Raw genomic sequence first — 20,607 nt, forward strand, 5'->3', positions numbered from 1 at the left:
ACAGCCATCCAGCCGCCTATTTAAACTGATACTGAAGCCGAACAGGCCTTACCGCCATACGCATTACCCTGCAGCCCCGCACCTTCCTCACGATTGTCGATATTCAAGATAAAAATTGTTGACAATCTTTATGTCCATCCTATGATGACCAACATACCGAGACGCACATCATGTCAGACACAGATCCCGCGGCCGTCAACAGTTCGAAGCCTGAAGCGATCGCCGAGCGCATCCGCGCCGCGATCCTCGAGCATCGGCTCGCGCCGGGCGCCAAGCTGACCGAAGCCCAGTTGTGCGAAGTATTCAACGTGAAGCGCGGCCCGATCCGGCAAGCGCTCGCGCAGTTGGCGACCGACCACCTCGTCGATCTCGAACCGAATCGCGGTGCGTTCGTCGCGAGTCCGTCGCTGCAGGAAGTGCATGAAGTGTTCGAGATGCGCCGCATCATCGAACTGGCGGTGGTGGAAAAGATTTGCAACGGTCACGGCATGCGGCGTCTGAAGAACATCGGCAGCATGATCGGTCGTGAACGCAAAGCGTTCGAAACCCGTGATTTTCCGGCGTGGATCCGCCTGTCGGGCGAGTTTCATACCGAGTTGGCCGGCCTCACCGGCAACGCCGTACTATGCGATTGTTTGAACGGACTGGTGGCGCGCTCCACGCTGATTTCGGCGTTGTACGAGTCGCTCGGACGCAGCCCGTGTTCGTTCGAAGACCACGAAGCAATTCTCGCCGCGCTCGACGCCGGCGATGCCAAAGAGGCGGCGGCCCTGATGTCGCGCCATTTGCAAAGCGTCGAGTTGAAGATGCTGGAGCGCCCCGCACGCGGCGCGGCCGATCTGCATGAAGTGTTCGGCGCGCTCGATAGCGCGTCGAAAGAGTCGTCCAACGGCAAGTCCAGAAGCAAGTCCGCGCCAGGCTGAGGCAGGCGGCCGGTGCGCGCCCATTCGTGGTGCGCGCCGCACTGAATTGAACTGAACCGAATCAGGTGTTGCAAGGCGGCTCGTCGTGAGCGCTGCCGGCTTGCGCACGCGTGTCCGTCGCCGGGAGGCGGAACTCGAGCAGCGACGCAGCGCCGGCCATCCGCGGTGGCAGGCGAGGCGATAACCCTAGGTACGTCAGTACGGAGACACCCGCGGCGCGGCCAGACAGACAGTGCCGGCTTCCTCGCTCCCGAGTGAGCGGGGAGCGCGCGGTTGGCATGGCCGATGCAACGTCCTTCGATTCGCTATCGACGGTCCCTATCCCAAGGAGGAATCATGGCTCAGTTCAGTGCAGCGCCCGGCGCTCCAGCAGTTCACGCATTCGGAGAAGACGGCGCGTCCGGCGATCCGTCGATACCGGCAGGCTACAGCGAGCGGCTCTACAACGAAGACCTCGCGCCGTTGCGCCACCAGACCTGGGGCGCGTACAACATCTTCGCGTTCTGGATGTCGGACGTGCACAGCGTCGGCGGTTATGTGTTCGCGGGCAGTCTGTTCGCGCTCGGCCTGACGAGCTGGCAAGTGCTGATCGCGCTGCTGGTGGGCATTACGATCGTCAACGTGTTGTGCAACCTGATCGCGAGGCCGAGCCAGGCGAGCGGCGTGCCGTATCCGGTGGCGTGCCGCGCGACCTTCGGCGTGCTCGGCGCGAATATTCCCGCGGTGATTCGCGGCCTGATCGCGGTCGCGTGGTACGGCATTCAGACCTACCTCGCGTCGAGCGCACTGGTGATCGTGGTGCTGAAATTCGTCCCACAACTGCTGCCGTATGCGGACGTTCATCACCACGGTTTCATGGGACTGTCGACGCTTGGCTGGAGCGGTTTCATGCTGCTGTGGGTGTTGCAGGCGCTGGTGTTCTGGCACGGCATGGAGACCATCAAGAAGTTCATCGACTTCGCCGGTCCCGCCGTCTACATCGTGATGTTCATGCTCGCGGGCTACATGGTGTATCGCGCGGGATGGCGCAACATCGGCATCAACCTGGGCGGCGTGAAGTATCACGGCATGGCGGTGGTACCGGTGATGATCACGGCGATCTCGCTGGTGGTGTCGTACTTCTCCGGGCCGATGCTGAATTTCGGCGACTTCTCGCGCTATGGCAAAAGCTTTCGCAGCGTGCAGCGCGGCAACTTCTGGGGACTGCCGGTCAATTTTCTGGCCTTCTCGCTGGTAACGGTGATCACGACCGCGGCCACGCTGCCGGTGTTCGGCGAGCTGATCACGGATCCGGTCGAAACCGTCGGCCGGATCGACTATCCGACCGCGGTGATTCTCGGCGCGTTGACGTTCACGATCGCGACGATCGGCATCAACATCGTCGCGAACTTTGTCTCGCCGGCGTTCGACTTTTCGAACGTCGCGCCGCGGCTGATCAGCTGGCGCATGGGCGGCATGCTGGCGGCGGTGGCGTCGATTTTCATCACGCCGTGGAATCTGTTCAACAACCCGGCCGTGATCCACTACACGCTCGACGTCCTCGGCAGTTTCATCGGACCTTTGTACGGCGTCCTGATCGTCGATTACTACCTCGTGAAGCGCCAGAAGATCGTGCTCGACGATCTCTACACGGTCGCGCCCACCGGTTCGTACTGGTATCGCAATGGCGTCAATTACCGCGCCGTGGCCGCGTTGCTGCCGGCCGCGCTGATCGCCGTGCTCTGCGTGATGGTGCCGGCGCTCGACGGTATGGCGAATTTCTCGTGGTTCATCGGCGCGGGGCTGGCTGCGCTGTTCTATCGCGTGCTCGCACGCTGAGTCTTGACGCTGCAGGCAACAGGAGTCGATATGCGTATCAAACTGATCAACCCGAACACGACCCAGCGCATGACCGACGCGATGGGTCGCTGCGCGCGCGACGTCGCCGCGCCGGGCACCGAAGTGATCGCGGTGAATCCCACCATGGGACCGCCGTCGATCGAAGGCTATTACGACGAAGCGCTCGCAACGCCGGGCTTGCTGGCCGAAGTCATGGCCGGCGAACGTGAAGGTTGCGACGGCTACGTGATCGCCTGCTTTGGCGATCCCGGTCTGTACGCCGCGCGCGAGGTGGCGCGCGGTCCGGTGATCGGCATCGCGGAAGCGGCGATGCACGCGGCGAGCGTGCTGGCGCCGGGCTTTTCGGTGGTGACGACACTGGCGCGCACTTGCGGAATGGCGTGGCATCTCGCCGAGCGTTACGGCATGAAGCGTTTTTGCCGCAACGTCCGGGCCACCGACGTCGCCGTGCTCGATCTCGACAAGCCGGGTTCGGCGGCGCGCCGCATCATCCTCGACGAATGCCGGCGCGCGCTCGCCGAGGACGGTTCGGACGCGATCGTGCTGGGCTGCGCCGGCATGGCCGAATTGTGCGCGGAGATCGAAGACGCGCTGGGCGCACCGGTTATCGAAGGCGTAACGGCGGCCGTGAAGTGGACGGAGGCGCTGATTGCGCTGCGCCTGTCGACGGCCAAGCGTGGCGACTACGCGCGGCCGCTCGCCAAGCGTTATGACGGCGCGCTGGAATCCTTCAGTCCGACCGATGTCGACCCGAATCCGCGCGTGCCGCGCGGGTCTGGCGGAAGTTCTGCCGCGAACCCGCAAGAAAATGCGCAAAGCGTTGATTTGCTGCGGGTAAACGCTACAAAACCGGGCTCGCACATACATTCAGTCTGACACGCACTATCTGCCCGGGTGTATGGGCGCACCCGGGTGTTTTCGCTACACTGGTCCCACTCCGCGCTGGGGTCGCGACAAGCTTTCTGCCGCTGCTGCCGGCGCTGCTTTGAGTGGGTTTCCGCCCGTGCCGCCGTGCATTGCAGCTATGACCTGCAGGCAAAAGTTGCAGCCACAACCTGTCGGCCGAAGCGCGCGCCAACCCACGCCAAACAACCCCACGCGAATTTTACGTACCGTCACCACGCATTCGTCAAACCATGCCACTCGACCCGAACTACCCACGCGATCTGATCGGCTACGGCCGCCACCCGGTGCAGGCCAACTGGCCGGGTCAGGCGCGTGTCGCGGTGCAATTCGTTCTGAATTACGAAGAAGGCGGTGAAAACTGCGTCTTGCACGGAGACCCCGGATCGGAGCAGTTTCTGTCGGAGATCGTCGGCGCCGCGGCATACCCGGCGCGTCACATGAGCATGGAGTCGATCTACGAATACGGCTCGCGCGCGGGCGTCTGGCGGATTCTGCGCGAATTCGAAAAGCGCGGCCTGCCGCTCACGGTGTTCGGCGTCGGCATGGCGATCGAACGCAATCCGGAAGTGGCGCGCGCGTTCGTCGAACTCGGCCATGAGATCGCCTGCCACGGCTATCGCTGGATTCACTATCAGGACATGGCGCCGGAGAAAGAGGCGGAGCACATGCGCCTCGGCATGGAAGCGATCGAACGCGTGACCGGCGAGCGTCCGCTCGGCTGGTACACCGGGCGCGACAGCCCGAACACGCATCGTCTGGTGGCCGAACACGGCGGCTTCCTGTACGACTCGGACAATTACGGCGACGACCTGCCGTTCTGGATGGACGTCGAAGTCACGGGCGGCGCGAAGGTGCCGCAACTGATCCTGCCGTACACGCTCGACACTAACGACATGCGCTTCGCGAGCCCGCAAGGCTTCAACACGGCGGACCACTTCTTCACCTATCTGCGCGACGCATTCGACGTGCTGTACGAAGAGGGCGACGAAGCGCCGAAGATGCTGTCGATCGGCATGCACTGCCGTCTGCTCGGACGCCCTGGGCGGTTCCGCGCACTGCAAAAGTTTCTCGATCACATTGAACAGCACGATCGCGTGTGGGTGACGCGGCGCGTCGATATTGCGCGCCACTGGCGCGAACATCACCCTTACCAACAAAACAACCGCGGGGCTGCGGCATGAAGGCGATGCAATACACTCTGGACCAACTCAACAGCACCTCGACCGACGCGTTCGTCGCAGCGCTGTCCGGTATTTTCGAGCACTCGCCGTGGGTCGCGGAACTCGCCGCGCAGCAACGGCCGTTCGCCAGCATCGACGAGTTGCACCGCAAGATGTCGTCGCTCGTCGAGAACGCGGGCGAAGAGAAACAACTGGCGCTGATCAACGCCCACCCGGAGCTCGCCGGCAAAGCCGCGGTACGCGGTGAGCTGACCGCCGAATCCACGCGTGAGCAGAGCGGCGCGGGCCTCGCGCAGTGCACCCAGGAAGAGTTCGACAAACTGGTCGCACTGAACGGCGCCTATCGCGAGAAGTTCGGTTTTCCGTTCATCCTCGCGGTGCGTGGCTTCGACCGCCACGGCATCATCGCGAACTTCGAGGCGCGCGTGAACAACAGCCGCGCCGACGAATTGCGCGCGAGCCTCGATCAGATCTACCGCATCGCACGTTTCCGGCTCGACGACCTGATCGACGTGTGACGCTTCATTCACGCGTCGCGGACCCCGATCCCAAGCGTTTTTTCAGCACTAACAAACATTAAGGAAGACAAAGATGGCACTCCCGATTCTCGACCCCAATGCACCGGAATTCACGCGCCGTTATGTGAATCTGGCGGACCCGCGTCTGGGCGCACAGGCGCTCGAGACCAGCGACGATTTCTTCGCGCCGAAGGAACGCATGCTGAATCCGGAGCCGGCCGTTTTCATTCCGGGCAAGTACGACGACCACGGCAAGTGGATGGACGGCTGGGAAACCCGCCGCAAGCGCGCGAACGGCTACGACTGGTGCGTCGTGAAGCTGGCGCGTCCGGGCGTGATCAAGGGCCTCGACCTCGACACCAGCCACTTCACCGGCAACTTCCCGCCGGCCGCTTCGGTGGAAGCCGCGCGCGTGGTGGACGGCGTGCCGAACCAGTCGACCCAATGGACCGAGATCGTTCCGTCGACCTCGTTGCAAGGCAACAGCCACCACTATCACGAAGTCAGCGATACGAACGCGTACACGCATTTGCGCGTCAACATCTATCCGGACGGCGGGATTGCGCGTCTGCGGGTGTACGGTCAGCCGCAAGTGGATTGGGCCGGCGCGAGCCGCACCGATCAGTTCGACCTGGCCGCGATGGAAAACGGCGCGTACCTGGTCGCGGCGAATAACCAGCACTTCGGCGCTGCATCGACGATCCTGATGCCGGGCCGTGGCGTGAACATGGGCGACGGTTGGGAAACGCGCCGCCGTCGCGAGCCGGGCAACGACTGGGCGATCGTCGCGCTGGCGCAACCGGGCGTCATCAGGAAGATCGAAGTCGACACGGCGCACTTCAAGGGTAACTATCCGGATCGCTGCTCGATCCAGGCTGCGTACGTGACGGGCGGCACCGACAGCTCGCTGATCACGCAAGCCATGTTCTGGCCGGTGCTGCTGGGCGAACAGAAGCTGAAGATGGACAACCAGCATTACTTCGAAAGCGAAATCGCGGCGCTGGGTCCGGTGACGCACGTGCGCTTCAACATCATTCCGGACGGCGGCGTTTCGCGTCTGCGTCTGTGGGGCACGCTCGCATCATGAAAACACTCGCGATCGAACCGTTGACGAAAGAAGCGTTCGCCGCGTTCGGCGACGTGATCGAACTCGAAGGCGCGAAGCAGATTCCGATCAACCTCGGTACGACGATCCGCTTTCACGATCTCGCGAAAGTAGACGTGACCGACGAGAACGGCCGCACGCTCGTGAACCTGTTTCGCGGCCAGCCGCGCACTTTGCCGTTCGAAGTGAAGATGCTCGAACGTCATCCGCTGGGTAGCCAGGCCTTCGTGCCGCTCAACGACAAGCCGTATCTGGTCGTGGTGGCGCCGGCGGGCGAGCTGGCCGAGTCGGCGATTCGCGCGTTCGTGACGAGCGGCTGGCAGGGTGTCAACTACGCGAAGGGCGTATGGCACCATCCGCTGATCGCTTTGGGCGACGTGAGTGACTTTATCGTGGTCGATCGCGGTGGGGATGGGCTCAACCTCAATGAGCAGGATCTGGCCGAATCGTTGTGGCTCACGGAAGATGCGTTGAGCGCGGTGGCGGTTTGAGGTTGATGGCTGCCTGAATGTTGCCTGAGTGTTGCGACAGGCAACTCGATGTGCAAAAAGCCCACGGTGTACGCCGTGGGCTTTTTGCATTGGCGGCAGCCTTTCAGCCGCCTAATGACGCTCGCCGAGAAGCGGTGAACGTCCGATCACTTCACGCGCCCGTTGCGCCGGCTCCGGTGCGGAAAACCCCGCTGCGTCGATCGCGGGTTTGAGCCCTTTGAATTGCAGGCTCTTCTTCGGCGAGCGCAAGGAGGACATCCCGTCGTCCCACGCATGCAGCATCTGTTTCGCCACGTTATGCCACTGCGTTTCGTTACGCGCCGCGTCGATCAATTCATAGCCGACGCTCACCGCCGAGTCGCACAACGCTTCGACCATTTGCGCGTATTGCCGCGGCGCGATGCCCATGCGCGTGTTGAAAAAACGCTCCAGCGTTTTGCCGGCCGCCCAGGTCTTGCGACCGTCGATCGGCAAGCCCGGCGGATTGGCTGCGAAGCGCGGATAAGCCTGCGTGGTGACGATGTCGTAGACCGGCGTGAAGGCAACGTCGTCGACCGAGGTATAGAAGAGCGCGATGTTCTTGGTATGGCAGTCGGCGTTGCGCACCACGTAGTTCGTCAACAGATGCCAGCCTAGATGTTCGAGTTGCTGTCGCGAGGTGTCGCGATCGAGCAGATACGCTCGCGCGGCGTTGAGCAGTTTTTCGCTGGTCGAGTTGTATTTCTCATGCGGCGGCAGGCCCAACAGTCCACACAGATCTTCGACCCCATAGGCGGGCAGTCCCTGCGCGTCGACGTCGAAGCGCTCGACGATCAGCGCGCGGCCATCGTCCGACATCTGCGTGCGTGCAACGGGCGCGACGCCGAGTCGTTCCAGCACGCGCATCGAGTAGAACTCGTTGAAGCCGAGAAACGGCGTGCTGTCGTCCGAACCTTTGACGATGTGGCGGCTCGTGCGGATAGTCGGTTTGCCGAGCGTCATTGGCGTGGACACGCTGACGGCGTCCTGAGGAGCGATGAACTTCGGCACGGCACCCGAGATGGCCGCGCGCGCATAGTCGCGTACGAGTCGCGCGAAATGCCCGGCGGTGTTGTCGCCGTGGAGAATGTCCTCGACGTCGAGCGCTTGCAGATCGGTGCCCGGCGCGACACCTTCGGGTGTCACGGTGACGCGGCCAATGCCCATGGCGCCGACCACGGCCAGCAGCGACAGATCGGTGCCGTCGAGCAGCGGACCGAATTGCTCGCGGATCAGATTCAGCAGATAGCCCTCGGGCAGGTTCTGTCGGAAGAACGGATGCAGATCGCGCGGCCAGCGCCAGGCTTCTTCGCGCACCGGCATGGTCAGGCTGACGAAGTCGGTCGCGTTCGCGTCGCGGTCGTACTTGAGGACGTAGTCGTCGCGCTCGCGATAGAGCGTGGCGACGTGCTTGCCCAATACCTGAACGTCGAGCTTCATGGATTCGCGTCCGGCGAGCGTTGCTCGGCGAGGATGTCTTCAAGCGTGCGCCCATGCCCATGCGCCACGAACTTGAGGTCGTAGCCCGCCGCTTCGAGCAGGCGCACGAGCACGGAGACGCTCATATCGTTTTTGGCGAGCGTTTCCATACGGGCGACCGTGGTGCGTGCAACGCCCGCGCGGTGTGCCAGTTCCTTCTGCGAGAGACTGCTTTCATGGCGCACGGCCTTGAGCATGTCGGATACGTCGGCGAGATTAGTCATTTGTAGCCTTGGGGCGTCACTTTCTCCAGATTTAGCATTTATTGTAGCTCATGGGACACAACGTGTTTGATATGGCTTGTCGCCTTTGGGCTACAAATTGTTGGAATATCTATATTTTGTAGCCTGTGGGACACGTTTTCAGGCGCGCTGTCGAAGCTTCAACAATTTCCTGCCTGCCGGAAACGAAAAAAAGCGGGCTTTCCGCTCACGCGAAAAGCCCGCTTCCTGTCCAGCCAACCAGTTGCACACCGGGCGCGAAGCCCGGCCAAACGCATTACTTCGCAGCGCCGCCTTCGAACCACGCGGCGATCTTCATCCGCTCGTCGTCGGTCATGTGCGTCACGTTGCCGAGCGGCATTGCCTTCAACGTCACCGCCTGCTGATAAATCCGCTGTGCGTTCTGCGAGATTTCATCCGGCGTATCCAGCAGCACGCCGGCCGGCGCGCTGCCCATCATCGTCGGATGCGCGGAGTGGCACGCCACGCAGCGTTGCTGCAACACCGGCGCGATGTCGGCGATCTTCACGGTCGGTGCGTTCGCGGCTTGCGCTTGCGGCACGACCGGCTTCGGCATGGTCCAGAAGAGGGCGCAGAACATCAGCACGATGCCGACCAGCGGCAGATACCACAGCACCTGGCCACGGTGACGCATCACGAAGAACTGGCGAATCAGCGCACCGGCCAGCATGATGATCAGCAGCACGGCCCAGTTGTACGGATGCGTGTACGTCATCGCGTAGTGGTTCGACAGCATCGCGAACACCACCGGCAGCGTGAAATACGTGTTGTGCACCGAACGCTGCTTGCCGCGCTTGCCGTAGATCGGGTTCGGCGTGTCGCCCTTGAGCATCGCGTCGACCATCTTGCGCTGACCCGGAATGATCACGAAGAACACGTTCGCCGACATGATCGTCGCCAGCATCGCACCCATGATCAGGTACGCCGCGCGGCCCGCGAAGATGTGGCAGGCGAGCCATGCCGCGATCAGCACGTACACGCCGACGCAGATGCCCAGCACCTTGTCTTTATTGCCCAGAATGCGGCACAGCGAGTCGTAGACGATCCAGCCGGCGGCGAGGAAGCCGAGTGCCGACGCCACGGCGACCACCGGGCCCATGTCCATCACGTTCTTGTCGATCAGATACGTGGACGGCGAGAACAGATACAGCACGGTGAACAGACCGAAGCCCGACAGCCACGTCGTGTACGACGGCCACTTCGACCAGTGCAGATCTTCCGGCATTTCCGGCGGCGCGACGGTGTACTTCTGCATGTTGTAGAAGCCGCCGCCATGCACGTGCCACAGCTCGCCGAACACACCGCGCTTGCGCTGGTTCGGGTCGGTTGGCGGTTTCAGACTGTTGTCGAGTGCGACGAAATAGAACGACTCGCCGATCCAGGCGATCGCGGCGATGACGTGAAACCAGCGAATCGCCAGATTCAACCAGTCGGTGATAAATCCTTCCATGAACTCCTCCACTTCTGATTCGTTGTACGCGCAACGACGACGGGCGCCTTCGGGGACCCGGCTATCGGGTCGTCGGCGGAAATGACGTCACTGCGCAGACTGCGGGGTGAAAGACGCGATGCGCTCAGTTCGCACAGCGTCGTTTTTAATGTGTCTTCGTGTCGGATCGGATCAGGCCGGTCGAGCCGTCAGCGTTCTTCGATTGCGTTTCGCGGGTGCTTGCGGTGAGATCCGTTCCGGCATCCCGGCAGGCATCTGCGCAATGCAATCGAGCGTGAACGTCAGGGCGCGAACTCGACCGGGTCTCCTCCGGGTCTCGTGGCAGACGTTCCTTAGCTGCCCCGATACGTGCTGTACGACCACGGCGACACCAGCAACGGCACGTGATAGTGCGCGCCGGCATCGGCCACGCCGAAGCGCAACACGACACGATCGACGAAACGCGGCTCCGGCACCTTCGTGCCGATCGACGCGAAGTAATCGCCGGCGCCGAACACGAGTTCGTATTGGCCCGGGACTAGCGCGTCGCCCTCGAGCAGCGGCTGGTCGCAGCGGCCGTCGTCATTGGTGGTGGTGGTTTTGAGCGCGCGGCGGGTGTCGCCTGAGAGCGCGAAGAGTTCGACCTTGATGCCCGCGCCGGGACGGCCGTTCGCGGTGTCGAGCACATGGGTAGTGAGCTTTCCCATTCGCAATTTTCCTTATGTGAATGCGAGGTTTCGGCGGCAGCCCGATCCAGATACGTTTGCGGCGGATCGAGGCTCCACGTCAGTGGCTACATACCCGTCGGCGAATTGAAGCGAGCGCCGTGGCAGCCATTGTAAAAAGGTTGTTCCGCTCAGCGCGCCCGAGATAGGAAAGATAATACCTGGCGCATGACAGACAGCCTGCTGAAAGCCACGGCGAGTCGATTCGGTCGATTGTTGCCGGTCGTTTCGATCGTACCGGGGCCAAAAAAGGCCCACTATATCGACAGCCTGAACTTGGGTATCGCTTTGGCGTGAGTTGTCAGCATTATTTTGGCCGTCGAAGGTTACACCCGTGCGCTGCAACAGACCCGGGCCGAAGGCGGCTCGAGCGCGGCACACAACCCGAAGACGGCGTAATACGCTGGGTAACCGGGCCAACGGCGTTCGACGGGACGCGACGGCACGGTAACGTGCCGTCACATCGCGTTCGGACGACTTTGCACGGAAGCATTAAAGCGGAGAAACGAATGACGATGGAACAGACGGCTGGCAAGCCGAAGAAAACGATGCTGGTGAAGCACGCGGACGTGCTGGTCACGATGGACGGCGCCCGGCGCGAACTGCGCGACGGCGGCCTGTATATCGAGGACAACCGCATCGTCGCGGTCGGACCGACGGCGGAGTTGCCGCAAACGGCCGACGAAGTGCTGGACATGCGTGGGCACCTGGTGATCCCGGGGCTCGTGAACACGCACCATCACATGTATCAGAGTTTGACGCGGGCGATTCCCGCCGCGCAGAACGCCGAGCTGTTCGGCTGGCTGACGAACCTCTACAAGGTGTGGGCGAACCTCACGCCGGAGATGATCGAAGTCTCGACGCTGACGGCCATGGCCGAGCTGTTGCTGTCCGGTTGCACGACCTCGAGCGACCATTTGTATATCTACCCGAACGGCAGCCGTCTCGACGACAGTATCGTCGCGGCGCGCCGGATCGGTATGCGTTTTCACGCGGCGCGCGGCAGCATGAGCGTGGGGCAGAAGGACGGCGGTCTGCCGCCGGATTCGGTGGTCGAACGTGAAGCGGACATTCTGAAGGACACGCAGCGCCTGATCGAGACGTATCACGACGAAGGGCGTTACGCGATGCTGCGCGTGGTGGTCGCGCCGTGTTCGCCGTTCTCGGTGAGCCGCGATCTGATGCGCGAGTCGGCGGTGATGGCGCGCCACTACGGCGTGTCGATGCATACGCACCTGGCGGAGAACGTCAACGACATCGCGTATAGCCGCGAGAAGTTCGGCATGACGCCGGCGGAGTATGCCGAAGACCTCGGCTGGGTCGGTCACGACGTGTGGCATGCGCACTGCGTGCAACTCGACGATGCGGGCATCGAACTGTTCGCGCGGACTGGCACCGGCGTCGCGCATTGCCCGTGCTCGAACATGCGGCTCGCGTCGGGCATCGCGCCGATCAAGCGGATGCGTCTCGCGGGCGTGCCGGTGGGTCTCGGCGTCGACGGTTCGGCGTCGAACGACGGCGCGCAGATGATCGCGGAGGTGCGTCAGGCGTTGCTGTTGCAGCGGGTCGGCTTCGGACCGGATGCGATGACCGCGCGCGAAGCGCTTGAAATCGCCACGCTGGGCGGCGCGAAGGTGCTCAATCGCGACGACATCGGCGCGTTGGCGCCGGGCATGGCGGCGGACTTCGTGTCGTTCGATCTGAAACAGCCGCTGTTTGCCGGTGCGTTGCATGACCCGGTTGCGGCGCTGGTGTTCTGCGCGCCGTCGCAGGTGAGCTATAGCGTGATCGGCGGCAAGGTGGTGGTGAAGGACGGCCAGTTGGCGACGCTGGAACTCGGGCCGGTCATCGAGCAGCACAACCGGCTGGCGAAGACCCTGTACGAGGCAGCGGCGTAATAGAAGGGAAAAGAGAAGGGAAAAGAGAAGGGAAAAGAGAAAAGCGGAGTTGCCGGCGGCCGCCATCAAACGGCTGCCGATAACCCGCAAGACAACGCTTTACGGCTTGTCGATCAAGGTCCTGGTCGCTTCGGCGACCAGACTGCGCAACCAGCGCACTTCGTCGGAATAATGCACGCGCTCGTGCCATAGCTGGTAGTACTGCATCGGCGGGAAATCGAGCGGCGCGGGCACCACGGTGAGCGGCAGGAACTTGGCGTAGTAGTCGGCAAACAGGCGCGTCGTCGTGAAGATCAGATCGGACTTGATCAGCACGTACGGCGCCAGATTGAAGTACGGCAGGGTCACGACCACATGACGCTTGAGCCGTTCGCGTGCGAGGTGCACGTCGATCGCGCCGCGTTGGCCCACCGAATACGGAGTCGGCGCAAGATGCGGTGCATTCAGGTACTGGTCGAGCGTCAACCCGCCGCGTTTGGCGAACGGATGCGTGTTGCTCATCAGGCAGACGATCTGATCGACGAACAGGTTCGACAGGTGCAGTTGCTCCGGCGGTTCCGGCCAGTTGCCGACCACGGTGTCGAGCTTGCCGTCTTCGAGCGCAAGTTCGTAGTCGAAAGCGGGCCCGAGCGAATGAAACTCCAGCGTCGCGTTCGGCGCGGCCTGACGGAAGCGTTCCACCACCGTCGGCACGAACAGCACGTTCAGGTAGTCCGGGCAGCCGATCCGGTAACAACGGATCGAGGTCGCGGGGTCGAAGTTGTGCTGCTGGAACTTGATGCGTTCGATTTCGCGCAGCGCGTTCTGCACCGGTTCGAGCAGGCGCAGACCGTATTCGGTCGGCACCATGCCGGACTTGCCGCGCACCAGCAGCGGGTCGCCGGTGATGTCGCGCAAACGGCGCAGCGCCGCGCTGATGGCGGGTTGCGATTGATTCAGTTTGACGGCCGCGCGCGTGACGCTGCGTTCCATCAACAGGGTGTGCAAGACGCGTAATAGATACGTATCGATCGCCTCGCGTTGCTGACTCATGACTTCTCCGAAATATATGTTCTGGCTGATCAGGCGGGCATGGGGGTATATGCGTTTTAATATGAACTCGGGTTCACGTCAAGGGAGGGATACCCGCAGATCGCGCAGTGGCGTGGGTTTGCGGGGAATTTTGATGGCTCGACTGAGTGGGTCGAATTAGGTATTGTCATCCGGTTAAGGTGACGGATCGTCTGCCGGCAAGGCGGCCGGCCGCGCTGTAACCGGCAGTCACTGACGTACTACGGAATCACATGAGCGACTCTTTTCATAGCGACGGCGCCGCCGCGCAGCCGGCAACCAGGCCGGAACAGGCGGCGCCCCGGTTGATGCTTCAGGGCATCACCAAACAGTATCCGGCCGTGCGAGCCAATGACGACGTCACGTTGATCGTCGCGCCGGGTGAAATCCATGCCGTGCTCGGCGAAAACGGCGCCGGCAAAAGCACGCTGATGAAAATCATCTACGGCGCGGTGCGACCCGACGCGGGTGAGATTCGCTGGGAAGGTCAGGCGGTCGAGATCGCCAGTCCGGCGGCGGCGCGCAAGCTCGGCATCGGCATGGTGTTCCAGCATTTTTCGCTGTTCGAGACGCTCACGGTCGGCGAAAACATTGCGCTCGCGTTAGACGAACCCTTCGATCTGAAGACGCTCTCAAAACGGATTCGCGAAGTCTCGGCCGACTACGGCCTCGACATCGACCCGCAGCGTCACGTGCATAGCCTGACGGTGGGTGAGCGGCAACGCGTCGAGATCGTGCGGTGTCTGCTGCAGAACCCGCGTCTGCTGATCATGGACGAACCGACTTCGGTGCTCACGCCGCAAGCGGTCCGCAAGCTGTTCGCGACGCTCAGGCGTCTCGCGGCCGAAGGTTGCAGCATCCTCTACATCAGCCACAAGCTCGACGAAATCCAGGAACTGTGCGACACCGCCACGGTAATGCGCGGCGGTCGCGTGACGGGACATGTGAAGCCGAAGGGCGAAACGCACGCGTCGCTCGCGCAGTTGATGGTGGGTCATTCGCTGCCCGATTACACGCGCCGTGAACACAATCCGGGGCCGGTGCTGCTCGACGTGAAAACGCTGTCGGTGGAGAGCGACGACCCGTTCGGTACCTCGCTCGACAACGTGTCGTTCGGCGTGCATGCCGGCGAGATTTTCGGTATCGCGGGAGTGTCGGGCAATGGTCAGGCGGAACTGCTGTCGGCGCTGTCGGGCGAAAAGCGGGGCGTGCGCGCCGACGCGGTGACGATTTGCGGCAAGGCGGCCGGGCGTCTCGGCGCGGGCGGCCGGCGCGCGCTCGGTTTCGGTTTCGTGCCGGAAGAGCGGCTGGGCCGCGGCGCGGTGCCGGCCATGACGCTATCGGAAAATGCGCTGCTCACCGCGCATCGGCAGCAGATGGTGAAGTCGGGCTGGATCAACGCGGGCGCGATGCGTGCGTTCGCCAAACGCTGCATCGACGCGTTCGACGTGCGTTGCGGCGGTGCCGAAGCGCTCGCGCAAAGTCTGTCGGGCGGCAATCTGCAGAAGTACATCATGGGCCGCGAGATTCTGCAGGCGCCCAAGGTACTGGTGGTCGCGCAGCCCACCTGGGGCGTCGACGTCGGCGCGGCGGCGTTCATTCGTCAGCAGTTGCTCGATCTGTCGGCGCGCGGCGTGGCGATTCTGGTGATCTCGGAGGAACTGGAGGAGTTGTTCGATATCTGCGACCGCATCGCGGTGCTCGCGGGCGGGCGGCTCTCGCCGGTGCGCGCCACCGGCGCGACCAATGCCGAGGAAATCGGCCGCTGGATGGCGGGCCTGTTCGGCGGCCGCGAAGGCGCGGCGCCGTCGGCGGAACAGCCGGCGCATGCCTGAGCGCGAGCGCGATGCCTACGCTAGCGCCAAAGCCAACGCCAGAAAGTTCGCTCCATAAAACCAGAACCTGAACGACCACGACACGCACCCCATGATTCTTCCGTACCGACTCGAAGCTCGCACGACACCCTCGCGGACGATGCAGCTCGCCGTACCGCTGATCGCCGCGTTGCTCACGCTCGCGATCGGCTTTCTGATCTTCAGCCTCGTCGGCCGTGATCCGCTCGAAGCCATGCACGCGTTTTTCATCGAGCCGCTGTCCAGCGTGAACGGCTGGTCGGAGCTGCTGCTGAAGGCGTCGCCGTTGTGCCTGATCGGCCTTGGTCTCGCGATCGGCTATCGCGCCAATGTGTGGAACATCGGCGCCGAAGGGCAGATGCTGCTCGGCGGTATTGCCGCGAGCGGCGTCGCGATCTATTTCGATCAGGCCACCGGCTGGTGGATTCTGCCGACCATGATGATTGCTGGCGTGCTCGGCGGCATGGCGTGGGCGGCGATTCCCGCGCTGCTGAAAAGCCGCTTCAACACTAACGAAATTCTCGTCAGCCTGATGCTCACGTATGTCGCCACGCAACTGCTGATCTATCTCGTGAGCGGTCCGTGGCGCGATCCGCAGGGGATGAATTTCCCGCTGTCGGAAATGTTCAGCGGCGACGCGCTGTTCCCCACGTTCTCCGGCGACTGGCACTGGAAATGGTTTCGCGGCACACGGCTGAACGCGTCGGTATTCGTCACGCTGGTCGCGATTCCGCTCGTGTGGCTGTTCATGCGCAAGAGCTTCGCGGGCTACCGGATGAACGTCGGCGGTCTCGCGCCGCTCGCCGCGCGCTACGCCGGTTTCTCCGACAAGAAAACCATCTGGACCTCGCTGCTGATCAGCGGCGGCCTCGCGGGTCTGGCCGGCATGGGCGAGATCGCCGGTCCGATCGGCCAGCTTCAGGCGACGTGGTCGCCGGGCTACGGCTTCACCGCGATCATCGTGGTGTTCGTCGGAAGGCTGCATCCGGTCGGCATCGTGCTCGCGAGTCTGTTGATGGCCTTGCTGTATCTCGGCGGGGAGGCCGTGCAGACCTCGATGCAATTGCCGCAGGCGCTCTCCGGCGTATTCCAGGGGCTGTTGCTGTTCTGCCTGCTGGGCGCCGACCTGTTCGTGAACTACCGTGTGCGCCGCCGATCTCTCGCCGCGCAAGCTCACTAAATCAGCTCACGACCTAGATACTGACTCCCGCCGGATTGCCATGGATATCAACCAAGCCAGCGCGCTCACCTCGAGCGCCGTCACCGCCGCGATTCCGCTGATGTTTGCGGGCGCGGGCGAACTCGTCGCCGAGAAGTCGGGCGTTCTCAACCTCGGTGTGGAAGGCATGATGCTGATGGGCGCCGTGAGCGGCTACGCCGTCACCGCGATCACCGGCAACCCGTGGCTCGGCGTGCTCGCCGCGATCGGCGCCGGGCTCGCGATGTCGCTGCTGTTCGCCTTCCTCACGCTCACCATGCTCGCCAACCAGGTCGCGACCGGCCTGTCGCTGACGATCTTCGGCATCGGCCTGTCGGCGTATGTCGGCAAGCCATACACGTCGGCGGCGGTGCGCGCGACCATCGACACGTGGACCATTCCCGGTCTCTCGAAGATTCCGGTGCTCGGCCCCGCGCTGTTCAGCCTCACGCCGCTCGATTACCTCGCGTTCCTGATGTTCGCGGTGATCGGCTGGTTCCTGTACCGCACGCGTGCGGGCCTCGTGCTGCGCTCGGTCGGCGAATCGCCGCAGGTCGCGCATTCGGTCGGCTTTCCGGTGGTCGGCGTGCGCTACGGCGCGGTGGCGTTCGGCGGCGGCATGGCCGGGCTCGCGGGCGGTTATTACTCGATCGTCAACCTGCACCTGTGGCAGGAAAACCTGACCTCCGGACGCGGCTGGATCGCGCTCGCGCTGGTCGTGTTCGCGACGTGGCGCCCGGGCCGTCTGCTGATCGGCGCGCTACTGTTCGGCGCCGTCACGGGGCTGCAGTTTTACGCGCAGGCGATCGGCGTGCCGGTGCCCACGCAATTTCTCGCGATGCTGCCGTACGTCGCGACCGTCGTCGTGCTGGTGCTGATTTCGCGCAATCCGAACACGATCCGGCTGAACGCACCCGCGTCGCTGGGCAAACCGTTTTTCTCGGCAGGCTGACCGACCAGGTTTCGACCATCCGTTTCCAGATCATTCGATAAACACGACAGGAGAAAACATGAAGAGAAGAAATCTGCTGACCGCATTCGCGTGGGGCGCGGCCTCGCTGGCGCTCGCCGCACCGCTCGCGCAAACCGCGCAGGCCGCCGATGTACCGGGCGTCGCGTTCGTCTACCTCGGCAATCCGGGCGACGCCGGCTGGACCTACGCGCACGACCAGGGCTCGAAGGAAGCGGAAGCGAAGTTCGGCAACAAGATCAAGATCACCCGCATCGAGAACGTGCCCGAATCGGCCGACTCCGAGCGTGTGTTCCGCGATCTGGCGAACAAGGGCAACAAGATCATCATCGGCTCGAGCTTCGGCTATCAGGATTTCGAACTGAAGGTCGCGAAGGATTTCCCGGACACGGTGTTCCTGCACGCGACCGGCTACAAGAAGGCGCCGAACTTCGGCACCTACGACGTGCGCATGTACCAGGGCGCGTATCTGGCGGGCGTCGCCGCCGGTTATGTGACGAAGACCAACACGCTGGGCTTCGTCGCGTCGGTGCCGATTCCGGAAGTGATCCGCAACATCAACGCGTACACGCTCGGCGCGCGTTCGGTGAATCCGAAGGTGCATACCAAGGTTATCTGGATCAACAGCTGGTTCGATCCGGGCAAGGAAAAGCAGGCGGCTGAAACGCTGATTGGCCAAGGCGCCGACGTGCTGCTGCAGAACACCGATTCGAGCGCGACGCTCGCGACCGCATCGGAAAAGCACGTGCATGCGTTCGGCTGGGATTCGGACATGAAGAAGTTCGGTCCCGACGCGCATCTCGGCTCGGTGGTTGCGCACTGGGGCGTGTACTACAACGCGGCGATCCAGCAGGTGCTGGACGGCAAGTGGAAGAACGATCCGGTGTGGTGGGGCATTCCGCAGAAAGCCGTCAACCTGGAGGATCTGAACACCGGCGTGATTTCGGCTGACGCGCAGAAGCAGGTCGCGGCGAAGCGCGACGAACTAGCGGGCGGCAAGTGGGACGTGTTCACGGGTCCGATCAAGGATCAGTCCGGCGCGGTGAAGGTGCCGGCCGGCAAGACGCTCGCCGATCCGGAACTGCAACGTCTGAACTGGTATGTGGAAGGCGTGGACGGGACGCTGCCGAAGTAAGCCGCGTTTCAACGTGAGTTTCAACGCGCGCTTCATGGCACGTCTCAACTCGCGTTTCAGCGTATTTCGATCGACCAGGCGGCGGTCTCAGCAACCGCTGCTTTAAGGCGCTGCGTCCAGTACGGACGCAGCTTTTTTTTTTGCCCTGTGATATCGGCTTCAGCCTTGACGCCGGGGTTACATCAACACACCGTGCACGCGTCTCAATCGATGCGCAAGCCCACCTTGATGGTCACCTGCCAGTAAGCGACCTTGTCGTTCTCGATCTGGCCCCGCGTTTCCGTGACTTCGAACCAGTGCAGATGGCGCAGCGTCTTCGACGCTTTGGCGATGGCGGTGCTGATGGCGTCGTCGATCGATTTGGTCGATGAGCCGGTCAGCTCGATCTGCTTGTAGACGTGTTCGGACATGGACTGCCTCCTTTCTCTCTTCGTTGGTGTTCAAAAAGTATAGGCAACGGGTCATGCGTGTATCGACCCGCATGAGCGAGTCATATCGCACATCGCGTGCCCGATATCCGGCGGCTTCGCGCGGCCGTTATCATGTCCGCGCAACTCAATCTGACAGCCGACGAGGTTCGAACGTGGAAATTGGTTTTTGCGGTCCCGGCCTGATGGGCGCGCCGATGATCCGGCATCTGCTGCGCGCGGGGCATACCGTGCATGTCTGGAATCGCACGCGGGCCAAGGCCGAAGCATTGATCGCGGACGGCGCGAACGTGGTCGATACGCCGCGCGAACTGGCGGCGCGCTGTGAGACGGTGCTGCTGTGTGTCGCGGATGCAGCGGCGGTGGAAGAGACCGTGTTCGGCGCAGACGGATTGTTGAGCGCCGTTCAGACGTCCGGGCCGAGTCGCGTGCGCTGGATCGTCGATCACTCCAGCATTCCGCCGGCCGCGACGCGCGCTTTCGCGCAGCGTGCGGCGGGTGCGGCGACTCGCGAGAGCGCGGTGGCGGCCGCGTCATCAGGCGCGGCCGGCGACGCCCCGGTGGCGCTCGCGTCGACTCAGGCGCTCCACGAACGCATCGGCTGGATCGACGCCCCCGTTTCCGGCGGTGTGGCCGGCGCGAACGCCGGCACGCTGGCCATCATGGCCGGCGGCGCCGAGGCCGACGTAGAAGCGGTCAAACCGCTGCTCAGCGCGTACGCGGCGCGCGTCACCCACATGGGCGACGTCGGCGCGGGCCAGACCACCAAGCTGTGCAACCAGACCATCGTCACCGCCACGCTCGCGGCGATCGCCGAAGCCGTGAGCCTTGCGCAACGCAGCGGCATCGACGCCGCCAAGCTCACCGAAGGCCTCGCCGGCGGCTGGGCCGACTCCGTGCTGCTGCAGATTTTCGTGCCGCGCATGACGCAAGGCGGGCTCGCGCCGATCGGCGCGTTCCGGACCTTTCAGAAAGATATCGACACGGTGGCCGCGACCGCGTACGAGACCGGCACGCCGATGCCGGTGTCGTCGACGGTCCAGCAATTGCTGCGGCTGGGTGCGGCGATGGGGCTCGGCGAGGCCGATCTGTCGGCCTTCATCGACGTGTTGCAAACGCCGCGCGGCGTCCAGCGACAGTAACGCGGCGCGCGTGCGGGTTGAATTCGCGATAACCTGCTAAAATATTGGGTTTTTCGCCGATATCACATTCAAAGGGA

19 protein-coding genes are annotated in these 20,607 nt (G+C 63.2%); 13 read left to right on the forward strand and 6 right to left on the reverse strand.

Annotated elements, in window-relative coordinates:
- The first annotated feature begins 170 nt into the window (after nt 1-170).
- From HWY05_RS31855 to HWY05_RS31885, 7 genes are all read left to right on the forward strand, one after another.
- On the forward strand, nt 171-923 hold the full coding sequence (locus HWY05_RS31855) for a GntR family transcriptional regulator (protein ID WP_176060830.1): 753 nt from the start codon (nt 171-173) through the stop codon (nt 921-923).
- Nucleotides 924-1,259: 336 nt separating this feature from the next.
- Nucleotides 1,260-2,741, forward strand: coding sequence for an NCS1 family nucleobase:cation symporter-1 (locus tag HWY05_RS31860; protein WP_176060831.1), 1,482 nt, complete (start codon nt 1,260-1,262; stop codon nt 2,739-2,741).
- A gap of 30 nt (nt 2,742-2,771) precedes the next feature.
- On the forward strand, nt 2,772-3,638 hold the full coding sequence (locus HWY05_RS31865; RefSeq protein ID WP_176060832.1) for an aspartate/glutamate racemase family protein: 867 nt from the start codon (nt 2,772-2,774) through the stop codon (nt 3,636-3,638).
- 260 nt (nt 3,639-3,898) lie between these two features.
- Entirely contained in the window at nt 3,899-4,849 is a 951-nt protein-coding gene (gene puuE / locus HWY05_RS31870; RefSeq protein ID WP_035545981.1) for an allantoinase PuuE, read from the forward strand.
- Nucleotides 4,846-5,367 (forward strand): 2-oxo-4-hydroxy-4-carboxy-5-ureidoimidazoline decarboxylase, encoded by a 522-nt coding sequence (gene uraD, locus HWY05_RS31875; RefSeq protein ID WP_176060833.1) that lies wholly within the window; start codon nt 4,846-4,848, stop codon nt 5,365-5,367. Before puuE ends, uraD begins: the two co-directional genes overlap by 4 nt.
- 73 nt (nt 5,368-5,440) lie before the next feature.
- Nucleotides 5,441-6,454 carry an allantoicase gene (alc, locus tag HWY05_RS31880; RefSeq protein ID WP_035545977.1) on the forward strand — a complete coding sequence of 338 codons (1,014 nt, stop codon included), beginning with the start codon at nt 5,441-5,443 and terminating at the stop codon, nt 6,452-6,454.
- Nucleotides 6,451-6,963: an ureidoglycolate lyase gene (locus tag HWY05_RS31885; RefSeq protein WP_176060834.1), complete on the forward strand. Its 513-nt coding sequence runs from the start codon at nt 6,451-6,453 to the stop codon at nt 6,961-6,963. Before alc ends, HWY05_RS31885 begins: the two co-directional genes overlap by 4 nt.
- 111 nt (nt 6,964-7,074) lie before the next feature.
- Here the strand turns inward: HWY05_RS31885 and HWY05_RS31890 are convergent, their stop codons facing one another.
- The 4 genes from HWY05_RS31890 to uraH all read right to left on the reverse strand — a co-directional run bounded on the left by HWY05_RS31890 (nt 7,075) and on the right by uraH (nt 10,838).
- Nucleotides 7,075-8,421 carry a type II toxin-antitoxin system HipA family toxin gene (locus tag HWY05_RS31890; RefSeq protein WP_176060835.1) on the reverse strand — a complete coding sequence of 449 codons (1,347 nt, stop codon included), beginning with the start codon at nt 8,419-8,421 and terminating at the stop codon, nt 7,075-7,077.
- On the reverse strand, nt 8,418-8,684 hold the full coding sequence (locus HWY05_RS31895; RefSeq protein WP_035545971.1) for a helix-turn-helix transcriptional regulator: 267 nt from the start codon (nt 8,682-8,684) through the stop codon (nt 8,418-8,420). The genes HWY05_RS31890 and HWY05_RS31895 overlap by 4 nt, the downstream gene beginning before the upstream one ends.
- 274 nt (nt 8,685-8,958) lie before the next feature.
- A complete protein-coding gene (locus HWY05_RS31900) occupies nt 8,959-10,152 on the reverse strand; it encodes a urate hydroxylase PuuD (RefSeq protein WP_035545969.1) in 1,194 nt (397 codons plus the stop codon).
- A gap of 332 nt (nt 10,153-10,484) precedes the next feature.
- Nucleotides 10,485-10,838 carry a hydroxyisourate hydrolase gene (uraH, locus tag HWY05_RS31905; protein WP_176060836.1) on the reverse strand — a complete coding sequence of 118 codons (354 nt, stop codon included), beginning with the start codon at nt 10,836-10,838 and terminating at the stop codon, nt 10,485-10,487.
- Nucleotides 10,839-11,365: 527 nt separating this feature from the next.
- Between uraH and HWY05_RS31910 the strand changes: the two genes are divergently transcribed.
- On the forward strand, nt 11,366-12,754 hold the full coding sequence (locus tag HWY05_RS31910) for an 8-oxoguanine deaminase (RefSeq protein WP_035545967.1): 1,389 nt from the start codon (nt 11,366-11,368) through the stop codon (nt 12,752-12,754).
- A 99-nt stretch (nt 12,755-12,853) separates the two neighbouring features.
- On the opposite strand, the gene HWY05_RS31915 is transcribed toward HWY05_RS31910, so the two are convergent.
- Nucleotides 12,854-13,786, reverse strand: coding sequence for a LysR substrate-binding domain-containing protein (locus HWY05_RS31915; RefSeq protein ID WP_035545966.1), 933 nt, complete (start codon nt 13,784-13,786; stop codon nt 12,854-12,856).
- 251 nt (nt 13,787-14,037) lie between these two features.
- Here HWY05_RS31915 and HWY05_RS31920 point away from each other — a divergent pair, with 251 nt between their 5' ends.
- The 4 genes from HWY05_RS31920 (at nt 14,038) to HWY05_RS31935 (ending at nt 18,960) form a co-directional block, all read left to right on the forward strand.
- Entirely contained in the window at nt 14,038-15,639 is a 1,602-nt protein-coding gene (locus tag HWY05_RS31920) for an ABC transporter ATP-binding protein (RefSeq protein WP_176060837.1), read from the forward strand.
- Nucleotides 15,640-15,730: 91 nt separating this feature from the next.
- Nucleotides 15,731-16,837: an ABC transporter permease gene (locus tag HWY05_RS31925; protein ID WP_035545961.1), complete on the forward strand. Its 1,107-nt coding sequence runs from the start codon at nt 15,731-15,733 to the stop codon at nt 16,835-16,837.
- Nucleotides 16,838-16,877: 40 nt separating this feature from the next.
- Nucleotides 16,878-17,807 carry an ABC transporter permease gene (locus HWY05_RS31930; protein ID WP_035545959.1) on the forward strand — a complete coding sequence of 310 codons (930 nt, stop codon included), beginning with the start codon at nt 16,878-16,880 and terminating at the stop codon, nt 17,805-17,807.
- Between the two features lie 58 nt (nt 17,808-17,865).
- Nucleotides 17,866-18,960: a BMP family ABC transporter substrate-binding protein gene (locus HWY05_RS31935; RefSeq protein ID WP_035545957.1), complete on the forward strand. Its 1,095-nt coding sequence runs from the start codon at nt 17,866-17,868 to the stop codon at nt 18,958-18,960.
- A 203-nt stretch (nt 18,961-19,163) separates the two neighbouring features.
- Here HWY05_RS31935 and HWY05_RS31940 read toward each other — a convergent pair whose 3' ends face one another.
- Nucleotides 19,164-19,370: a dodecin gene (locus tag HWY05_RS31940; RefSeq protein ID WP_035545955.1), complete on the reverse strand. Its 207-nt coding sequence runs from the start codon at nt 19,368-19,370 to the stop codon at nt 19,164-19,166.
- Between the two features lie 173 nt (nt 19,371-19,543).
- Between HWY05_RS31940 and HWY05_RS31945 the strand changes: the two genes are divergently transcribed.
- Nucleotides 19,544-20,530: an NAD(P)-dependent oxidoreductase gene (locus tag HWY05_RS31945; protein ID WP_244146753.1), complete on the forward strand. Its 987-nt coding sequence runs from the start codon at nt 19,544-19,546 to the stop codon at nt 20,528-20,530.
- Nucleotides 20,531-20,607 lie beyond the last annotated feature (77 nt).

The organism is Paraburkholderia sp. BCC1876, assembly GCF_902833695.1.
In the GTDB taxonomy this organism is placed as follows: Bacteria; Pseudomonadota; Gammaproteobacteria; order Burkholderiales; family Burkholderiaceae; genus Paraburkholderia.

Excerpts from the sequence above, each read along its gene's own strand:
- HWY05_RS31855 (WP_176060830.1), top strand. The coding sequence starts at position 171 with ATGTCAGACACAGATCCCGCGGCCGTCAACAGTTCGAAGCCTGAAGCG.
- HWY05_RS31860 (WP_176060831.1), top strand. The coding sequence starts at position 1,260 with ATGGCTCAGTTCAGTGCAGCGCCCGGCGCTCCAGCAGTTCACGCATTC.
- HWY05_RS31865 (WP_176060832.1), top strand. The coding sequence starts at position 2,772 with ATGCGTATCAAACTGATCAACCCGAACACGACCCAGCGCATGACCGAC.
- puuE (WP_035545981.1), top strand. The coding sequence starts at position 3,899 with ATGCCACTCGACCCGAACTACCCACGCGATCTGATCGGCTACGGCCGC.
- uraD (WP_176060833.1), top strand. The coding sequence starts at position 4,846 with ATGAAGGCGATGCAATACACTCTGGACCAACTCAACAGCACCTCGACC.
- alc (WP_035545977.1), top strand. The coding sequence starts at position 5,441 with ATGGCACTCCCGATTCTCGACCCCAATGCACCGGAATTCACGCGCCGT.
- HWY05_RS31885 (WP_176060834.1), top strand. The coding sequence starts at position 6,451 with ATGAAAACACTCGCGATCGAACCGTTGACGAAAGAAGCGTTCGCCGCG.
- HWY05_RS31890 (WP_176060835.1), bottom strand. The coding sequence starts at position 8,421 with ATGAAGCTCGACGTTCAGGTATTGGGCAAGCACGTCGCCACGCTCTAT.
- HWY05_RS31895 (WP_035545971.1), bottom strand. The coding sequence starts at position 8,684 with ATGACTAATCTCGCCGACGTATCCGACATGCTCAAGGCCGTGCGCCAT.
- HWY05_RS31900 (WP_035545969.1), bottom strand. The coding sequence starts at position 10,152 with ATGGAAGGATTTATCACCGACTGGTTGAATCTGGCGATTCGCTGGTTT.
- uraH (WP_176060836.1), bottom strand. The coding sequence starts at position 10,838 with ATGGGAAAGCTCACTACCCATGTGCTCGACACCGCGAACGGCCGTCCC.
- HWY05_RS31910 (WP_035545967.1), top strand. The coding sequence starts at position 11,366 with ATGACGATGGAACAGACGGCTGGCAAGCCGAAGAAAACGATGCTGGTG.
- HWY05_RS31915 (WP_035545966.1), bottom strand. The coding sequence starts at position 13,786 with ATGAGTCAGCAACGCGAGGCGATCGATACGTATCTATTACGCGTCTTG.
- HWY05_RS31920 (WP_176060837.1), top strand. The coding sequence starts at position 14,038 with ATGAGCGACTCTTTTCATAGCGACGGCGCCGCCGCGCAGCCGGCAACC.
- HWY05_RS31925 (WP_035545961.1), top strand. The coding sequence starts at position 15,731 with ATGATTCTTCCGTACCGACTCGAAGCTCGCACGACACCCTCGCGGACG.
- HWY05_RS31930 (WP_035545959.1), top strand. The coding sequence starts at position 16,878 with ATGGATATCAACCAAGCCAGCGCGCTCACCTCGAGCGCCGTCACCGCC.
- HWY05_RS31935 (WP_035545957.1), top strand. The coding sequence starts at position 17,866 with ATGAAGAGAAGAAATCTGCTGACCGCATTCGCGTGGGGCGCGGCCTCG.
- HWY05_RS31940 (WP_035545955.1), bottom strand. The coding sequence starts at position 19,370 with ATGTCCGAACACGTCTACAAGCAGATCGAGCTGACCGGCTCATCGACC.